Consider the following 15,100-nt stretch of genomic DNA (forward strand, 5'->3'; position numbering starts at 1 on the left):
TTGTCTCTACTTCACGGCATACGGCGCATAGTTCGGGCTTTGTTTGATGTAATCGTCGCAGCTGTGGGCGGGCTGCCCCGCACCCCACAGGCCGGCCAGGCCGATCTGGCCCGAGCCGAACACCGCCTCCCGGGCGCCGTCGATGGCGGGGTCCACATACCGCGCAAACCAGGCTTCCAGGCGCTGGCGCAGCTGCTGCTCCAGCTCCCCGTACCCGCCCGCCGCCAAAAGGTTCGTGGTTTCGCCCGGGTCATTTTTCAGGTCGTACAGCTCGTTCGGGCCGTAGGGGTAACGGGCCACATACTTGAAATCGCGGCTGCGGATCATGCGGTTGGGGCCGTATTCGTCCAGCACCACCACCTCCTCGTGCTGCCGGAACTCCTGCCCCCGCAGCGCGGGCGCAAAAGAAACGCCGGGCCGGCGCTCGGGGTCGGCCGCGGGCACGCCCACATAGTCCAGCAGGGTGGGCATAAAGTCGTAGGCGCTGACCAGGGCGCTGCACACCTGCCCGGCCGGGATGCGGCCCGGGTGCCGCGCGATCAGCGGCACCTTGACCGATTCCTCATACATGTTCAGCGGGAAGGTGGCGTTGCCCTTGCCCCAAAAGCCGTGGTGCCCGCAGGAAAAGCCGTTGTCGCTGGTAAACACCACCAGCGTGTCCTCTGCAAGGCCCAGTTCCTCCAGCTTTTCCAGCAGGCGGCCAATGCCCGCGTCCATGGCGGTCACAGCCGCGTAATACCCGATCAGGTTGGCCCGCTCGTCCTTTGCCACCTCGTCGGTCAGGTAGATGCTGTTCGGGTGGCGCGGCAGGTGCGGAACCGATTCAAACGGGCAGTCCTTGTAAAGATCCGTGTACTCCTTGGGGTGGTTGTTCAGCCAGGGCGCGTGGGGCGCGGTATAGCCCACATGCAGGTAAAACGGGCGGTCGCCGCCCCTGCGGCTCTCCAAAAATTCCAGCGCGTCGTCGGTGATGGCGTCGGTCACATACCGTTCCTCGCGGTACAGCGCGCCGTCTTTATAAATAGGCGCGCCGTAGTAGGGGCCGCCGCCGGATTTGTGGCTGAACCAGTGGCTGAAGCCCTGCTGTGCCTTGGCCGAGGCCCCCATGTGCCATTTGCCGGAAAGCGCGCAGTCGTAGCCTGCTGCCGCCAGCGCTTTTGTGTAGGAATACTGGCCTGCCAGATATTCAATGGCAGCCTGGCGCTCGTCGTCGTCCCGCAGCCAGTCGTGCACGCCGTGCTGGGAGGGAATGCACCCCGTCAGCAGCGAGGCGCGGGCCGGGCTGCACACCGGCGAGGCGCAAAAGAACTGGTCGAACCGCATGCCCTCAGCCGCCAGCCGGTCGATATTGGGCGTGATGATTTCTTGATTCCCGGTGCAGCCCAGCGACCAGTAACCCTGGTCGTCGGAAATGATAAACAGGATGTTGGGTTGTTTCATAGAGCTCCTCCTTGCAAAAAGCCCGCAATACTTACAGCATAGCAAAACAGCTGCCATAAGTAAAGCGGGCCTCTGGGCGTTTGTGTTCAGGCGGCGGGCCGCTGTGCCGCGCAGGGCGCAAAGGCGCCGCTCACCACCATTTGATCAGATCGGTCACCTCGTTGCGCAGGGCAACAAAATCCGGGCTGGCAATGTCGCGCGGGCGGGGCAGATCATTTTCGATCTCGCGCTTGATGGTGGTCGGCTTGTTGGTGAGCACCAGGATGCGCTGCCCCATGTACACCGCCTCCTCAATGTTGTGGGTGATGAACAGCACGGTGGTACCGGTACGCTTCCACAGGCTGATAAGCTCGTCCTCCAGGCGGTAGCGCAGCTGGATGTCCAGCTGGCCGTAGGGTTCGTCCATCAGCAAAAGATCCGGCTGGGTGGCGAACGCCCGGGCGATCACCACCCGCTGCAGCATGCTGGCCGAAAGCTGGTCCGGGTAGTAGCTGCGGTATTTGGTCAGGCCCACGATCTCAAGGTATTCTTCTACCAGGGCTTTGGCCTTGCTCTTTTCCACGCCCTTGATGTCCAGCCCAAAGCCCACGTTTTCTTCCACCGTGAGCCAGGGCATGGTGGAATACTCCTGAAAGATGTAGGCGATGTTGTGCTTTTTCAGATCCACCGGCTCGCCGTCCAGCAGGATCTCGCCGCTGGTGGGCTCGTACAGGCGGGTGAGGCTGTTCAAAAAGGTGGTCTTGCCGCAGCCGGTGGGGCCCACGATGCACAAAAACTCGCCGGACTGCACGTTGAAAGAGATGTCGTTCAGCACCAGCAGGTCGCCGAATTGCTTGGTCAGGTGCTTCACCTGTACCTTAGGCTGCATGTTTTCTTGCATGTTGCTTCTCCTCTCTCACAGCGTCAGGTCCATATTGTCGGTGATCTCCTGGCGCAGGCGCAAAAACTCCGGATCCACATAGCTGCGGGGGTGGGGCAGCTCGATCACATACTCCTGCTTGATGTGGGTGGGGCAGTTGGTCAGCAGAATGATGCGGTCGGCCAAAAACAGCGCTTCTTCGATGTTGTTGGTCACAAACACCACCGTGCGCTTTTCCTTCTGCCAGATGCGCTGCAGCTCCTCCTCCATCATATAGCGGGTCTGCGCGTCCAGGTGGCCGAAGGGTTCGTCCATCAGCATGATGTCGGGCTGGTTTGCATAGGCGCGGGCAATGCCCACCCGCTGGCGCATCCCGCCCGAAAGCTGGCTGGGGAAGCTCTTTTCAAAGCCGGTCAGGCCCACCAGGTCCAGGTATTTTGCAATGCGGGCGTCCCGCTCTTTTTTTTGCATGTGGCGCACCTTGGGGCCAAAGCCCACATTGTCCTCCACCGTGAGCCAGGGGAACAGCGAGGTCTTCTGGTACACCACGCCCCGCTCGGGCGCAGGGCCGGTGACCTTTTTGCCGCGGGTGTATACCTCGCCCTCGGTGGGCACGTCCAGCCCCGCCAGGATGTTCAGCAGTGTGGTCTTGCCGCACTGGCCCGCGCCGAACAGCACCAGGAACTCGTTCTCCTTCACCTCAAAATCCACGCCGCGCAGCACCTCGTTTTTGCCGCCGCCGTTGTAGCCCTCGAAGCTGCGGCCCACGCCCCGGCATTCCAGCACGGGCGCGCCCGTCACATCCCCTTTTGCTCGTTCCATGCGCAAAGCCTCCTTTCAAGGGCGGTGGTCAGGTTGGCCAGAATAAAGCCCACGATCCCAATGGCCACCATGCCCACCATGATCTGCAGTGTGTTGCCGGTGTTCATGCCGCGCACGATCATCCAGCCCACCCCCTCGTTGGACTGCACCATCTCCGCGCCCACCACCGCGCTCCAGCCGGCGGTCACGGCGATCTGCAGGCCCGCAAAGATATACGGCACCGACGATGGCAGCACGATCTCAAAGAACACCTGCCGCTCGTTTGCGCCCAGCATGCGGGCCGCGCCCATCAGCTCGGGGTCCACGTTTTTTGCGCCGTCGTAGGTGTTCACAGTGATAAAGCAAAAGCACCCCAAAAAAATGATGAAGAACTTGCCGGTATCGCCCAGGCCGAACCACAAAATCGAGAGCGGGATCCAGGCCAGGGGCGGGATGGGGCGGATAAACTCGAAGATGGGCTTGAAAATCGCCTCAAAAATGCGGGAATAGCCCATGCCCACGCCCAGCGCGATGCCGGCCACGGTGGCCAGGGCAAAGGCCACCGCCACCCGGTACAGGCTGATGCCGATGTGATACAGCATGGTGTGCTTGCCCACCGGCTCCACAAAGCTTTTAAAGAAGTTCGCAAGCACCTGGCTGGCCGGCGGCAGGAACATGGAAGCGCTGGTAAAGCGGGCCACCAGCTCCCACACCACCAGCAGCGAGAGCAGCGAAACAACGGTATAAATGACCGTGAGCTGCTTGATGGAAAAGCGGCTTTTGGCTGTGGTGTCGATCATCCTTTTTTCGCCCCCTTCACAAACTTTTTCTGCAATTTTTCCAGCACCGCGTTCAGCAAAAGGCCAATAAAGCCAATGGTGAGCATGCCCACAATGATCACGTCCGGGCGGCCCAGCATGCGGGCCATCTGGATCATGAAGCCCAGGCCGCGGGTGGCGGCCAGCAGTTCAGCGGCCACCAGCGCCACCCACGAAGAACCCAGTGCAAGGCGCAGGCCGGTAAAGATCATGGGCAGCGCGGTGGGGATCGCCACCTTGAACAGCAGCTGGCGGTTGGTGGCGCCAAAGGTCTTGCCCACCCACAGGTGCACCTGGCTGGTGCGCCGGATGCCGGTGTAGGAGTTCACGGTGGCGCTGATGAAGGCGGCGAAAAAGATGATGCCCACCTTGGAGGAATAGCCGATGCCCAGCCACAGGATCATCAGCGGAATCCAGGCCAGCGCCGGGATCGGGCGGATGATGTCGAACAGGGGTTTTGCGAACAGCTCAAACCGGCGGCTCCACGCCATGCCGATGCCCAGCGGCACCCCAATGGCCACGCCCACCACATAGCCGCCCAGGGCGATCTTCAGGCTGGCCCAGATGTTCTCGAACAGGGTCGCGCCGTCCGGGTTGGTGCCGCCCATGATCTTGTAAACAAGCGTATCCAGAATCTTGGCCGGGCTGGGCAGCATCAGGGGGCTGATCAGATGCAGCACATCCGTGGCAAGCTCCCAGATCAGCAGCACCGCCAAAAAAGAACAGGCGGAAATGAGCTTGAATTTATGCTTTTGCGCAAACTGCTTCATTCAGGTGTCACGCCTTTCGTTTTAGTTTAAAGTACGGCCTGCGGCTCGCGTGAGCCGCAGGCCGTACCCGTTGCTGTTTATAAAAGCCCTTCGGCTCAGCCTTGCTGATAGCCCTTCACAAAGGTGTTGTCCACATTGGTGGTGAACTTATCAATGGCGCTGGCGTCCAGCTGGCCCTGGCCCACATAAAACTCGCCCAGCTCTTTTGCAAAGTTGCCCAGCTCGCGGCCCTTCCAGTCCTCTTTCACCAGGAACTTGGCGCGCTGCAGGTCGGACACGCAGTTCTCGCGGGTGGTTTCCATGCCGTTTTCCTTCAGGAATTCCATGAACAGGTCGGTGGCCATCTCCTGGTCGTTCTGCAGGGCGGCATTGGCCTCCAGCAGGCATTCCATGTACTTGGCGATCAGATCCGCCTTGCCCTCCACCGCCTTGCGGTTGGCCACCACCATGTCCACATAGCGGGTGCCCAGGTCGGCCAGGTTCGCCACCTGCACCATGCCGTCGTTCACCGCGTCAAAGAAGGTGGGAACGTTCAGCGAGACCGCGTCGCACTGGCCCGCCTGCATGGCCTGGTAGGCCTGCACGGTGTCCATGTTCACGATGTTCACGTCGGTGGCTTCCAGGCCCAGCTTTTCGAGCCATTTCAAAATGGTGAAATGCTGCGCGGTGCCCACCGGGGTCAGAATGGTGATGCCCTTCACGGTGTCCGGGCTGCCCAGCACGGTGGGATAGGAGGGGTTGAACCCGGTGTCCTTTGCAATGGGGCTGTCGGGCTTTACAAAAACGCCCTGGCCATCGGTGGATTCCAGCACCTCGCCGATCACCATCTCGTCGTAGTTGGCCATGCCGGTCACGGCCGCGGCGCCCATGGCGCCCACATCCCACAGATCGGCCGCCAGTGCCTCGTTCATGGGCGCGCCGGTATCGAACATGGTGATCTCCATGCGGAAGCCGGCCTTTTCAGCCAGGCCGTTTTTCTGAATGTAATAGGTGGGCAGGCTGGTAATGGTGGGCATTGCCGCCACCCGCAGCACCGGCAGGTCGCTGTTGCCCGCACCGTTGCCTGTGCCGCCGCCCGCGGAAGGTGCGCTGCCGCCCCCGCAGGCCGCCAGGGACAATGCCATTGCAGCTGCCAGAACCAATGCAAGAAGCTTTTTCATGTGTTTTCCTCCTTTGAATCCTCACGGTGTTTGCGGCCGGCCGGGCCGCTCTCTTTGGTTTCATCATAACAAAAAAGCCCACCGCTCTTTTTTTCATTTTTTTTACTTTTTCTTTCGCCCTCCAAAACAGTTTTCGTGTTTTTTACTTTTGTTTTTGATTTTTGATTTCCAGGCCCTTTCTTCCGGCTATTTTCACTATGCGATCCTTTGTTTTTTGGATGGTTGCACAAGGCCGAAGCTCCCGCATCTCCCGCTTTCCAGCCCTGCATGCAACCCCGGCGCCGCCCGCGCATAGAATAAAGCGGGGCTCTTGCCCCACGATCGAAAGGAGGCTGCACGCCATGCCCGACCCGATTACCGGCGACCTGCACTACCGCGAGGGCTTTTCCGATCCTGCGCCCTATCCTGCGCTTCAGGTGCAGGGCAAAAACCCTTATTACGCCCGCCTGCTGATGGAGGATTACGCTGGCCCTTCCGGCGAAATGACCGCCGCCAACCAATACATTTACCATCATATCATGACCGACAGCGCCCCGGAAGCCGCCGATGCGCTGGAAAAGATCTCCATTGTGGAAATGATGCACATGGAAAAGCTGGCAAAAACCATCCGTCTGCTGGGGGTGGATCCCCATGTGAAGGGCGGGCCGGAGGCTGCTGCCTGGACCAGCGGCTCCATCCAATATGGCCTTACCCTTGCCCAGCGCCTGCATCTGGACCTGGCCAGTGAATATGAGGCCATTTACAACTACGAAAAGCACATCCGCATGATCGACGACCCTTACATCAAGGCCCTGCTGCGGCGCATCGTTTTGGATGAACATCTGCATGTCAAGCATTTCAAGCAGCTCATCTGCCGCTTCGACCAGGAAAGCTGAGTAAAAATTTTTCGGGTGCCCTTTCGTTTTATCTGAAAACAAGTTTATTGTATCCATCAAACAATCGGACGGCACATCGCAAAAAGCAGCCTGGCAGAGGCTGCTTTTTTATTTTCCTGTTTTTTTCTCATACGCACTTTAGTTCGTGGGAATTTTTTCACATTTAATATACGATTCCTGTAGAAAGGAGGGATACAATGCCTATTGAAGTCGCTTTCGCACAGGTCCTGCTGGAACGCCGCCACGCGCTTGGGCTCACCCAGGCACAGGCCGCGGAGCTGTGTAATCTCTCAGAGCGTGGCTACCAAAAAATCGAACGGGCGCAGGTGGTAACCAGGCTCGACACCGCGGCCTGCATCGCCCATGCTTTGGGCTTTGGGCTCGGCGCCGCATTGCAGCTGGCCTACGGCGAAACTCCTCAGACCGCAGAGTAACAGCCCCTGCGCCGCCCTGCCGGCAAGCCTTTGGTCAACAAAAACCAAAAGAAAACCGTTGGAACGCTCAAAAAGCAGTTCCAACGGTTTTTCTGGCTCCCCCTGTTGGGCTCGAACCAACGACCCTGCGGTTAACAGCCGCATGCTCTACCGACTGAGCTAAGGAGGAATATCTGCGCATCAAGAAAACCCCAACCCCAGCAGCGCCTGCAAAACCAGGGATTTCATCGATGTGACGTGTTATATTATACCCACATTCATTTGGTTTGTCAACCGAATTTTTTCAATTCACAAAACCTTATCTTCCTCTCTTCTTTTTGTGCTTTTCTGCGGTTTTCCGCCTTTTTTTCGGCGGCGACGGCGGCCCCGGGGCCAGCGGCGGGGCAGACGGGCAAAAAGCCTTGATTTTCATTGCTTTATTCAGGTTTTCGCTATAATTCGTTATTATTCTCATCGTCTTTTATTTATAATGACAGTAAATTGTTCGATTGGCTCGCAAAAAGTCGAACATCGGCCCCAAAAACGCACGGCTTACATGCTTCATATGCGTTGAAAAGGAGTTTGATCATGTCGCTGCTTAAAAAACGATCCGGTTTTCTGTCTGTCACAGCGCTTTGCAGCGCGGCAATGGGCGCCGCCGCTTCCTTTCTCTCCGCCGGTCTCGGCCAGGCCGGCAATGCGATCCCCACGGCGCTTTTTGGGGGTGCCGCCGCCCTTTTTGCGCTGGAGCTCGCCCTTGTGCTGGCGGCCTTGGGGCTTTTTCTGGGGCGCGCCGGGGCCTTGCCCTGGGCGCTGGCGGGGGTGGCCGCTTTCTTTGCCTGCGCGGCGCTGTACGGCCTTTTGTACCTGGGCTGTATGCTGGCCGTGCCGCAGCTGCTTTTGAACCTGGACGGCGCGGCCGCGGGCCGCAGCCTCACCAGCTGGCTGGGCCTGGGCCTGGAAGCGGTGTTTTTCCCGCTTCCCTGGACCCTGGCCCTGGCCTGCGCCGCACCCCAGGGCCCGGCGCGGGGGCTTAAGACCCTGCTGCTGCATTTTTACGGCTGGGTGGCCTGCCTGGCCGCGGCGCAGGCGCTTGCGGCGCCACCGCTGGCGCGCCTGCCGCAGCTGCCGGGCCTTGCGCTTCAGGCCCTTGTTTCCGGCGCGGTTTATTTTGCCGGCGTGGCGCTGGCCGCCGGGCGGCTGCGGCGGGCCTTTTTAAACCCGCCTTCCGGCCCCTTGGCGGGCAGCGCCGGGGCCGAAGCTTCTTGTGAGGAACCGGCCCTGGTGTGAGCTTGGTTCCATGGTTCTCTGTGAGGAGGGAGCTCTCATGTTTAAAAAAACGTTCCGGCGTTCCTTGTGCGCATTGCTTGCAGCCGTTTTTCTGTTTTCGGCCCCCGCCCAGGCGCTCGCCGCCTTTCAGGCGGGCGGCGCCGTGCGGGGGGTAAACCCTGCGCAGCCCGTTCAAACGCCGGCCCCGCTCACGGACGCCGAGATGGACGCTTTGCTGAAGCGCCTTTCAGAGCCCTACCAAATGGAGGCCCCCGCCGCCGGCGAAAGGGCCGCCCTGCCCAGGCCCGCGGCAGCCGCCCTGGCCGGGCCCGCCCCCACGCCCGCCGCGGACCCGCGCTTCCGGCTTTACCCGCTGACCGGCGAACAGAACGGCAAGGTGACCGTGCAGGGCCTGTTTGTTGGCGGCGACGTGAAGGACCGGGCCGACCCGGACACCGGCCTCGTGACCGGGCACTTTGCCCGGCTGGATTACACGCTGGAGGGCGGCGCGCCTACCCTTCAAAAAAGCCTCACCGCTGTGGGCTCCTACCAATACCCCAACAGCGCCGCCTTTGGCTCAGACCAATATGCCGCCGCCACCGACAACTGGCAGAGCGAGCTTTTTACCGGCTTTCAGGACGGCGTGCTCTATCGCTTTACGCTGAACTGGCAGTACCGGCCCTCTGCACAAAACGATCTGCCTGCTGCAATGCCTCCACAGGCTTCCGGATCCCCTGAACCCGAAATTCCGCCGGCGCCCGGCCCGGTTCCCGACCCCGAGGTCTTGCCCGAGCCCGGGCCTTCCCCGGAGCCGGAAGCCTCCCCGGAGCCGGAAGCTTCACCTGAGCCCGATGCCTTCCCGGAACCGGCCGATGCGCTGCAGGCGCAGCCCGGCGGGCCCGAGCCTTCCCCGGAGCCCATACCCTCGGCGGAGCCTGAACCCCCGGCGGAGCCTGAACCCCCGGCGGAGCCCGCGCCCTCGGCAGGACCTGCCCCCACAGAGGAGCGGCCGCAAGATGCCGCCGCCCCTGTTGCCGCACCAGCCCCCGAAACCAGCCAGAGCTTTGCTTTTTACACGGTACAGGCCGGCGACGACCTGACCGGGCTCTGCGCCCATTTTGGGGTGGACGCGGGCGACCTGATCGCGGACAACCAGCTTTCGGCCCACGGCATGCTGAGGGCCGGCGACCGGCTGTTTTTGCGCGCCCCCCTTACAGCGGCCGCCCCTGCCCCCGCTTTTGACGAGGCGCAGCTTGCGGCCGCAGCCCTGCTGGGCCGCAGGCCCGGCACAGAATTCGCACAGGGCAGTGTGGACCTGGCCACCGGCAACCTGCTGTGGCAGCAGACCGACCTGGAACTGGAAGAATACACCGGCTTTTCGCTCACCCGCAGCTGGAACAGCGGCGCGCTGGCCCTGCCGGGCCTGTTCGGCAAGGGGGTCGCCTCCCCGCTGGACATGCGCATCCTCCCGCTCTCCACCGGCGCCTACCTGGCCCTGCTGCCGGATGGGCGCGCCCTCACCCTCGCCCCCGGCGGCGGCGTTTTTGCCCACGCCGCCAGCGGGTATGTGCTGCGGCCCGAAACGGGCGGCTTCACCCTGACCAGCCGCGCGCTGGAGACCTGGCGCTTTGACGCCTTTGGCCGGCTGCTCTCGGCGGCCGACCGCTACGGCCCCGTATACACCCTCGATTATTCGCCCCGCGGCAGTCTGACCGGGTTCACCACCCGGGGCGGCCGCAGCTTTGCCGCGGCGCTGGACCGGCAGGGCCGCATCTGCAAGCTGAGCCTGCCGGACGGCGCCTCGCTGTCTTATGCCTACACACCGGAAGGCTATCCCGCCTCCTTTACCGATCAGACCGGCGCCCTTACCGCCTATATTTATACGGGCGGCCGCCTGAGCGGCGTGACCAGCGCCCTGGGCAAGGCCGCCTTCACGGCGGTCTACGGCGCCGACGGCCGCGTTTCCAGCTTCACCGATGCGGACGGTGCGGTTTCCGCCTTTTCCTACGAGGCAGAGCGCGCGGTATGCACCCTTTCCGGCGGGGGAGACCCCCTTACCACCACCTATACCGCCGACAGCCGCGCTTTTATAACCGGCGTGCTGTATGCGGACGGTACCGCCGAAACCCGGGAATGGACCGACGCGGGCGAGCTGCTGGCCTGCACCGACCCGGCCGGGCAAACCACCCGCTACACCTACGACGGCGCGGGCCGCCTGCTTTCCGTCACCTACCCCAACGGCACCGGTGTGAACAACACCTACAACGCCGGGGGCGACCTTGTGCGCACTGTGAACGAGCAAGGCGCTGTGACCCAGTACGAATACGACGGCGCGCACAACAACACCCGGGTCCTTTTGCCGGGCGGCGGCGTAAAAACCATGGCCTACGACGGGCAGGGCCGCCTTGTGCGGGAAGAAAGCGAGACCGGCGCCGTGCTCGCCTACACCTACGCGGACGGGGGCGACGCCCCCGCCACCGTGACCGGCCCGGACGGCGCGGTCACCGCCAACACCTACGACGCAATGGGCCGCCTTATCTCCAGCGAGACCGGCGGCGCGGTTACCACCTACACCCACGACGCCGCCGGCCGGCCCGTGAGCGTGCACCGGCCCGACGGCAGCTCCACCAGCCTGGAATACGACGCCCTGGGCCGCATTGTAAAGGAGATCGACGCCCTGGGCGGCGTGACCGAAACCCAATATACCCCCGGCGGAAAGGTCGCGGTCAAGATCACGGCGAACGGCGCGCGGCACGAATACACCTACGACGCAAGGGGCAACATCCTCACCTACACAGACCCGGGCGGCCAGACCAAACGCTACACCTACGATTGCCACGGCCGCGAGACCGGCGTGACCGACGCGGCGGGCCGCACCGCCAGCGTGGTGCGCGACGCCCGGGGAAACATCCTGCGTGAGACCGACCCGGACGGCTTTACCGCCACCTATGAATACGACGCCTCGCTGAACAAGCCCACCAAAAAGGTCGACAAGCTGGGGCGTGTGACACTGTATACCTACGACCGGGCGGGGAACCTGCTCACCGAAACGCTGGAGGACGGCACCCTGCTCAAATACACCTACGACGGCGCGGGCCGCCTGCTTACCGCCACCGACGAGCGGGGCGTGACCACCACCTATACCTACGACGGCAGCGGCAACATCCTAAAAAAGGCCCTGAGTACCGGGCAGACCACCACCTACACCTATACCCCGGACGGCAGCCTGCTGACCGAGACCGACGCGCTGGACGGCACCGTGCGCTACGGCTACGACGAATGGGGCCGGCTTTCCACCATTACCGACCCGCTGGGCAACAAGACCACCCTCACTTACGATCTGCTGGGTCAGCTTACCGCCGAGACCGGGCGCACCGGCGCCACCCGCCGCTATGAATACGACGGCAACAGCAACCTGACCAAGGTCACGGACGGGGCGGGCTTCTCCACCGTTTTTGAATACGACGGCATGAACCGCCCGGTCAAGGAGACGCACGGGAACGGCGCGGTGTACGGCGTTGTGTACGACAAGGCGGGCCGGGTCGCCAACGAGGTAGACCCCTTTGGCAAAATCACCTCCTATGAATACGATGCCGACGGCAACCTGACCCGAAAAACGGACGCTTTGGGCGGCGTGACCCTGTACGAATACGACAACGACGACAACAACACCAAGATCACCTACCCGGACGGCAGCGCCATTCTTTACGCCTACAACAAAGCCGGCTGGCTTACCGGCATCACCCAGCCAGGCGGGCTGGTGCTGAACTTCGAGTACGACCTGCTGGGCCGCATGACCCGGGCCTTCAACAACGCGGGCCAGAGCGAGAGCTACCAGTACGACGGCCGGGGCAGCCTTGTGCGCTATACCGACGTTCTGGGCCGGGCCACCCTATATACCTACGACGCGGCGCTGAACCTTGCCAGCGTGACCACCCCCGCCGGCGATGTTACCCGCTACGGGTACGACCTGCTGGGCCGGGTGACCGCCGAGACCGACCCCCAGGGCCGCACCACCCGCTATACATACGACAAAGCCGGCTTTTTGACCGCCCGCACCGAGTGGGACGGCAAGGTGACGAGCTATAAAAACGACGGCGAGGGCCGCCCCGTGGAGGTGGTCGACCCCCTGGGGCGGGTGACCAAATACACCTATAACGGCCGGGGCGAGGCCGTTTGTGTGACCGACCCGCTGGGCGCGGAGAAAAAGTCCACCTACAACTGCGACGGCGAGCTGACCGCCGGGACCGACCCGAATGGAAACACCACCGCCTATACGCTGGACGCGATGAGCCGGCTTATTAAGTCTGCCACGCCGGAGGGCGTGACCCGCGCGTATGAATACGACGCGCTGGGCCGCCTGGTGAAAGAGACCGACGGCGCGGGCAACCTGACCACCCACGCCTATGACCCCAATGGGCGGCTGATCTGCACCACCGACCCCTACGGCGCCAAGACCGAATACGCCTATACCCTGGCGGGCAAGCTTGCCGCCGTGACCGCGGCGGACGGCGGCGTGGTGCGGTACGAATACGATCTGCCGGGCAACCTGCTCTCCACCACCTACCCCTCGGGCGCGGCTGCCACGGCCCAATACGACCCGGCGGGCCGCGTTGTGGCCGAGACCGATCTGCGCGGCCTGGAGACCCGCTATGAATACAGCGCCCGGGGCAGCCTGCTGCGGGCCGAGACCTCCGCCGGGGCCGTGACCACCTGGGAATACGACCAGTTCGGCAGGCTGGTGCGCCAGGCCGCCCAGGGCGGCGGCTTCACCGCCTACACCTACGACGGCTACGACCGGGTGGCCACCGAGACCAGCGAGACCGGCCTTTCCACCCGCTATGCGTACGATGCGGCGGGCCGCGTTGCCCTGCGTGAAAACAGCCTGGGCCGCAGCATCGCCTACACCTACGATGCGGCGGACCGCATCCTGACCCTGAACGACACCGGCCGCCTGTATACCTACACCTACGACGCGGCGGGCAACCAGCTCAGCGCCACCGACCCCCTGGGCGGGGTGCGCGCCTGGACCTATAACAAGGACGGCCGCCCCCTCACCGAGACCGACCCCCTGGGCCGCCAGACCAGCTATACCTACAACGCCCAGGGCCTTGCCGCCACCATTACCCAGCCGGGCGGCGGGGTGACCGCCTATGAATACGACGCCTACGGCAGCGAGACCAAGGTCACCGACCCGCTGGGGCACATCACCCGGTATGAATACGACAACATGGCCCGGCTTGCCAAGGTGGTAGCCCCGGACGGGCGCACGACGGCATACAGCTACGACCAGATGGGCAGCCTTGTAACGGCGGCGCGCACGGCCAGCGACCAGGCGGCGCGGCTTGGTGTGGGCGAGGCCGGGCAAAAGGTAACGGAATACCGGTATTCCGCCGCGGGGGACCTGGTGGGGATCGGCGGCGCGGGCTCCGGCAGTGAGGAGAGCTTTTCCTACACCGCCGAGGGCCAGCTTGCCGCGCGCACCCTGCCCAGCGGCAAAAAGATCCGCTACACCTACGACACATTGGGCAACCGCACCGGGGTGGACTTTGGGGCCGAGGCGGCGGGCCGCGCCCAATACGACCTCTCGGGCCGGGTGACCGCGCTGACCGACAAGCTGGGCACGGCGGGCTACACCTACAGCGAGACCGGCGCGCTTACGGCGGTCACCAGCACGGCTGGCTACCGGCTGGAATACCAGTACGATGTGTTCGGAAATGTTGCAAAGCTCACCTATCCGGGCGAAGATGTGGTAGAATATGAGTACGACGCGCTGGACCGGCTGGTGAAGCTTACCAGCGGGGCCGGCGTGAGCGAGTACGAGTACGACGCGGCGGGGCAGCTGGTGCGCGAAACGCGCCCGGACGGCACGGTGACCGAGACCAGCTATACCCCGCTGGGCAAAACCGAGCGCACCGAGACCCGCACCGCCGAGGGGGCGCTGGTCTCGGCGTATGCCTACACCTACGACGCGGCGGGGCAAACGCTGAGCGAGCTGCGGCAGGGCGCGGGCGGCGCCTGCGAGACCCGCTACACCTACACCGCAGCGGGCGAGATCGCCAGCGAGGAAAAAGAGCAGGCGGGGCAAACCACCCTCACCCGCTACAGCTTTGACGCCTTTGGCAACAAGAGCGGCGAGGAGACCTTTGAAAACGGCGCGCGGGTCTCTTCGGTGCGGTATTATTACAACGAAAAGGACCAGCTCACCCGCAAAACGGCAAACGGCGCCACCGCCGCCACCTACGCCTACGACCCGGACGGCAGCCTGGTGGAAAAGCGGGAGGGCGGCGTGACCACCGCCTACACCTACACGCCGGACGGCAAGCTGGAAACGGTGCGTGAAAACGGCGAGCTGCAGGCGGCGTACAGCTACGACGCAAACGGGCTGAAGGCGTTCGAGCTGCTGCGCAAGGAGCGGCCGGGCACTGAGCCCGTGGCGGAGCACAAGCAGCAGGCGGTCAAGCGCCAGGTGTGGCAAAGGTTCAAGACGCAGGCCGCCCGCGCCCTTTTCACGGCCCCCTGGCAGACCAGTGAAAGCCGGAAGGAGCCGAGCCTTTGGGCCTATGTGGCGGCCTACACGGCCAGCGGGCTTTCGCCGGTTCACCGGGAAGGGCTGTTGCAGGCGGCCCGGGCGCTGTGGCAGCAGATCACCGGGCTGTCGCCCTGGTCGCAGCCAGCCACCGAGCTTATGCCGG

11 protein-coding genes and 1 tRNA gene are annotated in these 15,100 nt (G+C 63.3%); 4 read left to right on the forward strand and 8 right to left on the reverse strand.

Features of this window, described 5'->3' with window-relative positions:
* Positions 1–6: 6 nt before the first annotated feature.
* From ACMLHZ_RS13845 to ACMLHZ_RS13875, 7 genes are all read right to left on the reverse strand, one after another.
* Positions 7–1,440, reverse strand: a complete 1,434-nt coding sequence (locus ACMLHZ_RS13845) for a sulfatase (protein ID WP_418668263.1) — start codon at positions 1,438–1,440, stop codon at positions 7–9.
* 130 nt (positions 1,441–1,570) lie between these two features.
* On the reverse strand, positions 1,571–2,320 hold the full coding sequence (locus tag ACMLHZ_RS13850; RefSeq protein ID WP_177564313.1) for an ABC transporter ATP-binding protein: 750 nt from the start codon (positions 2,318–2,320) through the stop codon (positions 1,571–1,573).
* Positions 2,321–2,335: 15 nt separating this feature from the next.
* The gene (locus ACMLHZ_RS13855) at positions 2,336–3,121 is read right to left on the reverse strand and encodes an ABC transporter ATP-binding protein (RefSeq protein ID WP_418668264.1); all 786 of its coding nucleotides are present in this window, start codon (positions 3,119–3,121) and stop codon (positions 2,336–2,338) included.
* A complete protein-coding gene (locus ACMLHZ_RS13860) occupies positions 3,097–3,900 on the reverse strand; it encodes an ABC transporter permease (RefSeq protein ID WP_177564307.1) in 804 nt (267 codons plus the stop codon). The genes ACMLHZ_RS13855 and ACMLHZ_RS13860 overlap by 25 nt, the downstream gene beginning before the upstream one ends.
* Positions 3,897–4,688, reverse strand: a complete 792-nt coding sequence (locus ACMLHZ_RS13865; RefSeq protein WP_177564304.1) for an ABC transporter permease — start codon at positions 4,686–4,688, stop codon at positions 3,897–3,899. The genes ACMLHZ_RS13860 and ACMLHZ_RS13865 overlap by 4 nt, the downstream gene beginning before the upstream one ends.
* Before the next feature lie 95 nt (positions 4,689–4,783).
* Positions 4,784–5,848 carry an ABC transporter substrate-binding protein gene (locus tag ACMLHZ_RS13870; RefSeq protein ID WP_418668265.1) on the reverse strand — a complete coding sequence of 355 codons (1,065 nt, stop codon included), beginning with the start codon at positions 5,846–5,848 and terminating at the stop codon, positions 4,784–4,786.
* On the reverse strand, positions 5,845–6,117 hold the full coding sequence (locus tag ACMLHZ_RS13875) for a hypothetical protein (protein WP_418668266.1): 273 nt from the start codon (positions 6,115–6,117) through the stop codon (positions 5,845–5,847). Before ACMLHZ_RS13875 ends, ACMLHZ_RS13870 begins: the two co-directional genes overlap by 4 nt.
* 72 nt (positions 6,118–6,189) lie before the next feature.
* Between ACMLHZ_RS13875 and ACMLHZ_RS13880 the strand changes: the two genes are divergently transcribed.
* Together ACMLHZ_RS13880 and ACMLHZ_RS13885 are read left to right on the forward strand one after the other, a co-directional pair.
* On the forward strand, positions 6,190–6,723 hold the full coding sequence (locus ACMLHZ_RS13880; protein ID WP_418668267.1) for a ferritin-like domain-containing protein: 534 nt from the start codon (positions 6,190–6,192) through the stop codon (positions 6,721–6,723).
* A 197-nt stretch (positions 6,724–6,920) separates the two neighbouring features.
* Positions 6,921–7,157: a helix-turn-helix domain-containing protein gene (locus ACMLHZ_RS13885; protein ID WP_418668268.1), complete on the forward strand. Its 237-nt coding sequence runs from the start codon at positions 6,921–6,923 to the stop codon at positions 7,155–7,157.
* A 93-nt stretch (positions 7,158–7,250) separates the two neighbouring features.
* Here ACMLHZ_RS13885 and ACMLHZ_RS13890 read toward each other — a convergent pair.
* Positions 7,251–7,326 (reverse strand) — tRNA-Asn (locus ACMLHZ_RS13890).
* Between the two features lie 398 nt (positions 7,327–7,724).
* On the opposite strand from ACMLHZ_RS13890, the gene ACMLHZ_RS13895 reads away from it, so the two are divergent.
* Positions 7,725–8,426, forward strand: a complete 702-nt coding sequence (locus tag ACMLHZ_RS13895; RefSeq protein ID WP_418668269.1) for a hypothetical protein — start codon at positions 7,725–7,727, stop codon at positions 8,424–8,426.
* Positions 8,427–8,463: 37 nt separating this feature from the next.
* Positions 8,464–15,100 (forward strand): DUF6531 domain-containing protein (locus tag ACMLHZ_RS13900; RefSeq protein ID WP_418668270.1); only part of this gene is annotated, 6,637 nt, incomplete at its 3' end.

Source organism: Allofournierella sp. (genome assembly GCF_048388525.1).
Taxonomy (GTDB): Bacteria; Bacillota; Clostridia; order Oscillospirales; family Ruminococcaceae; genus BQOK01.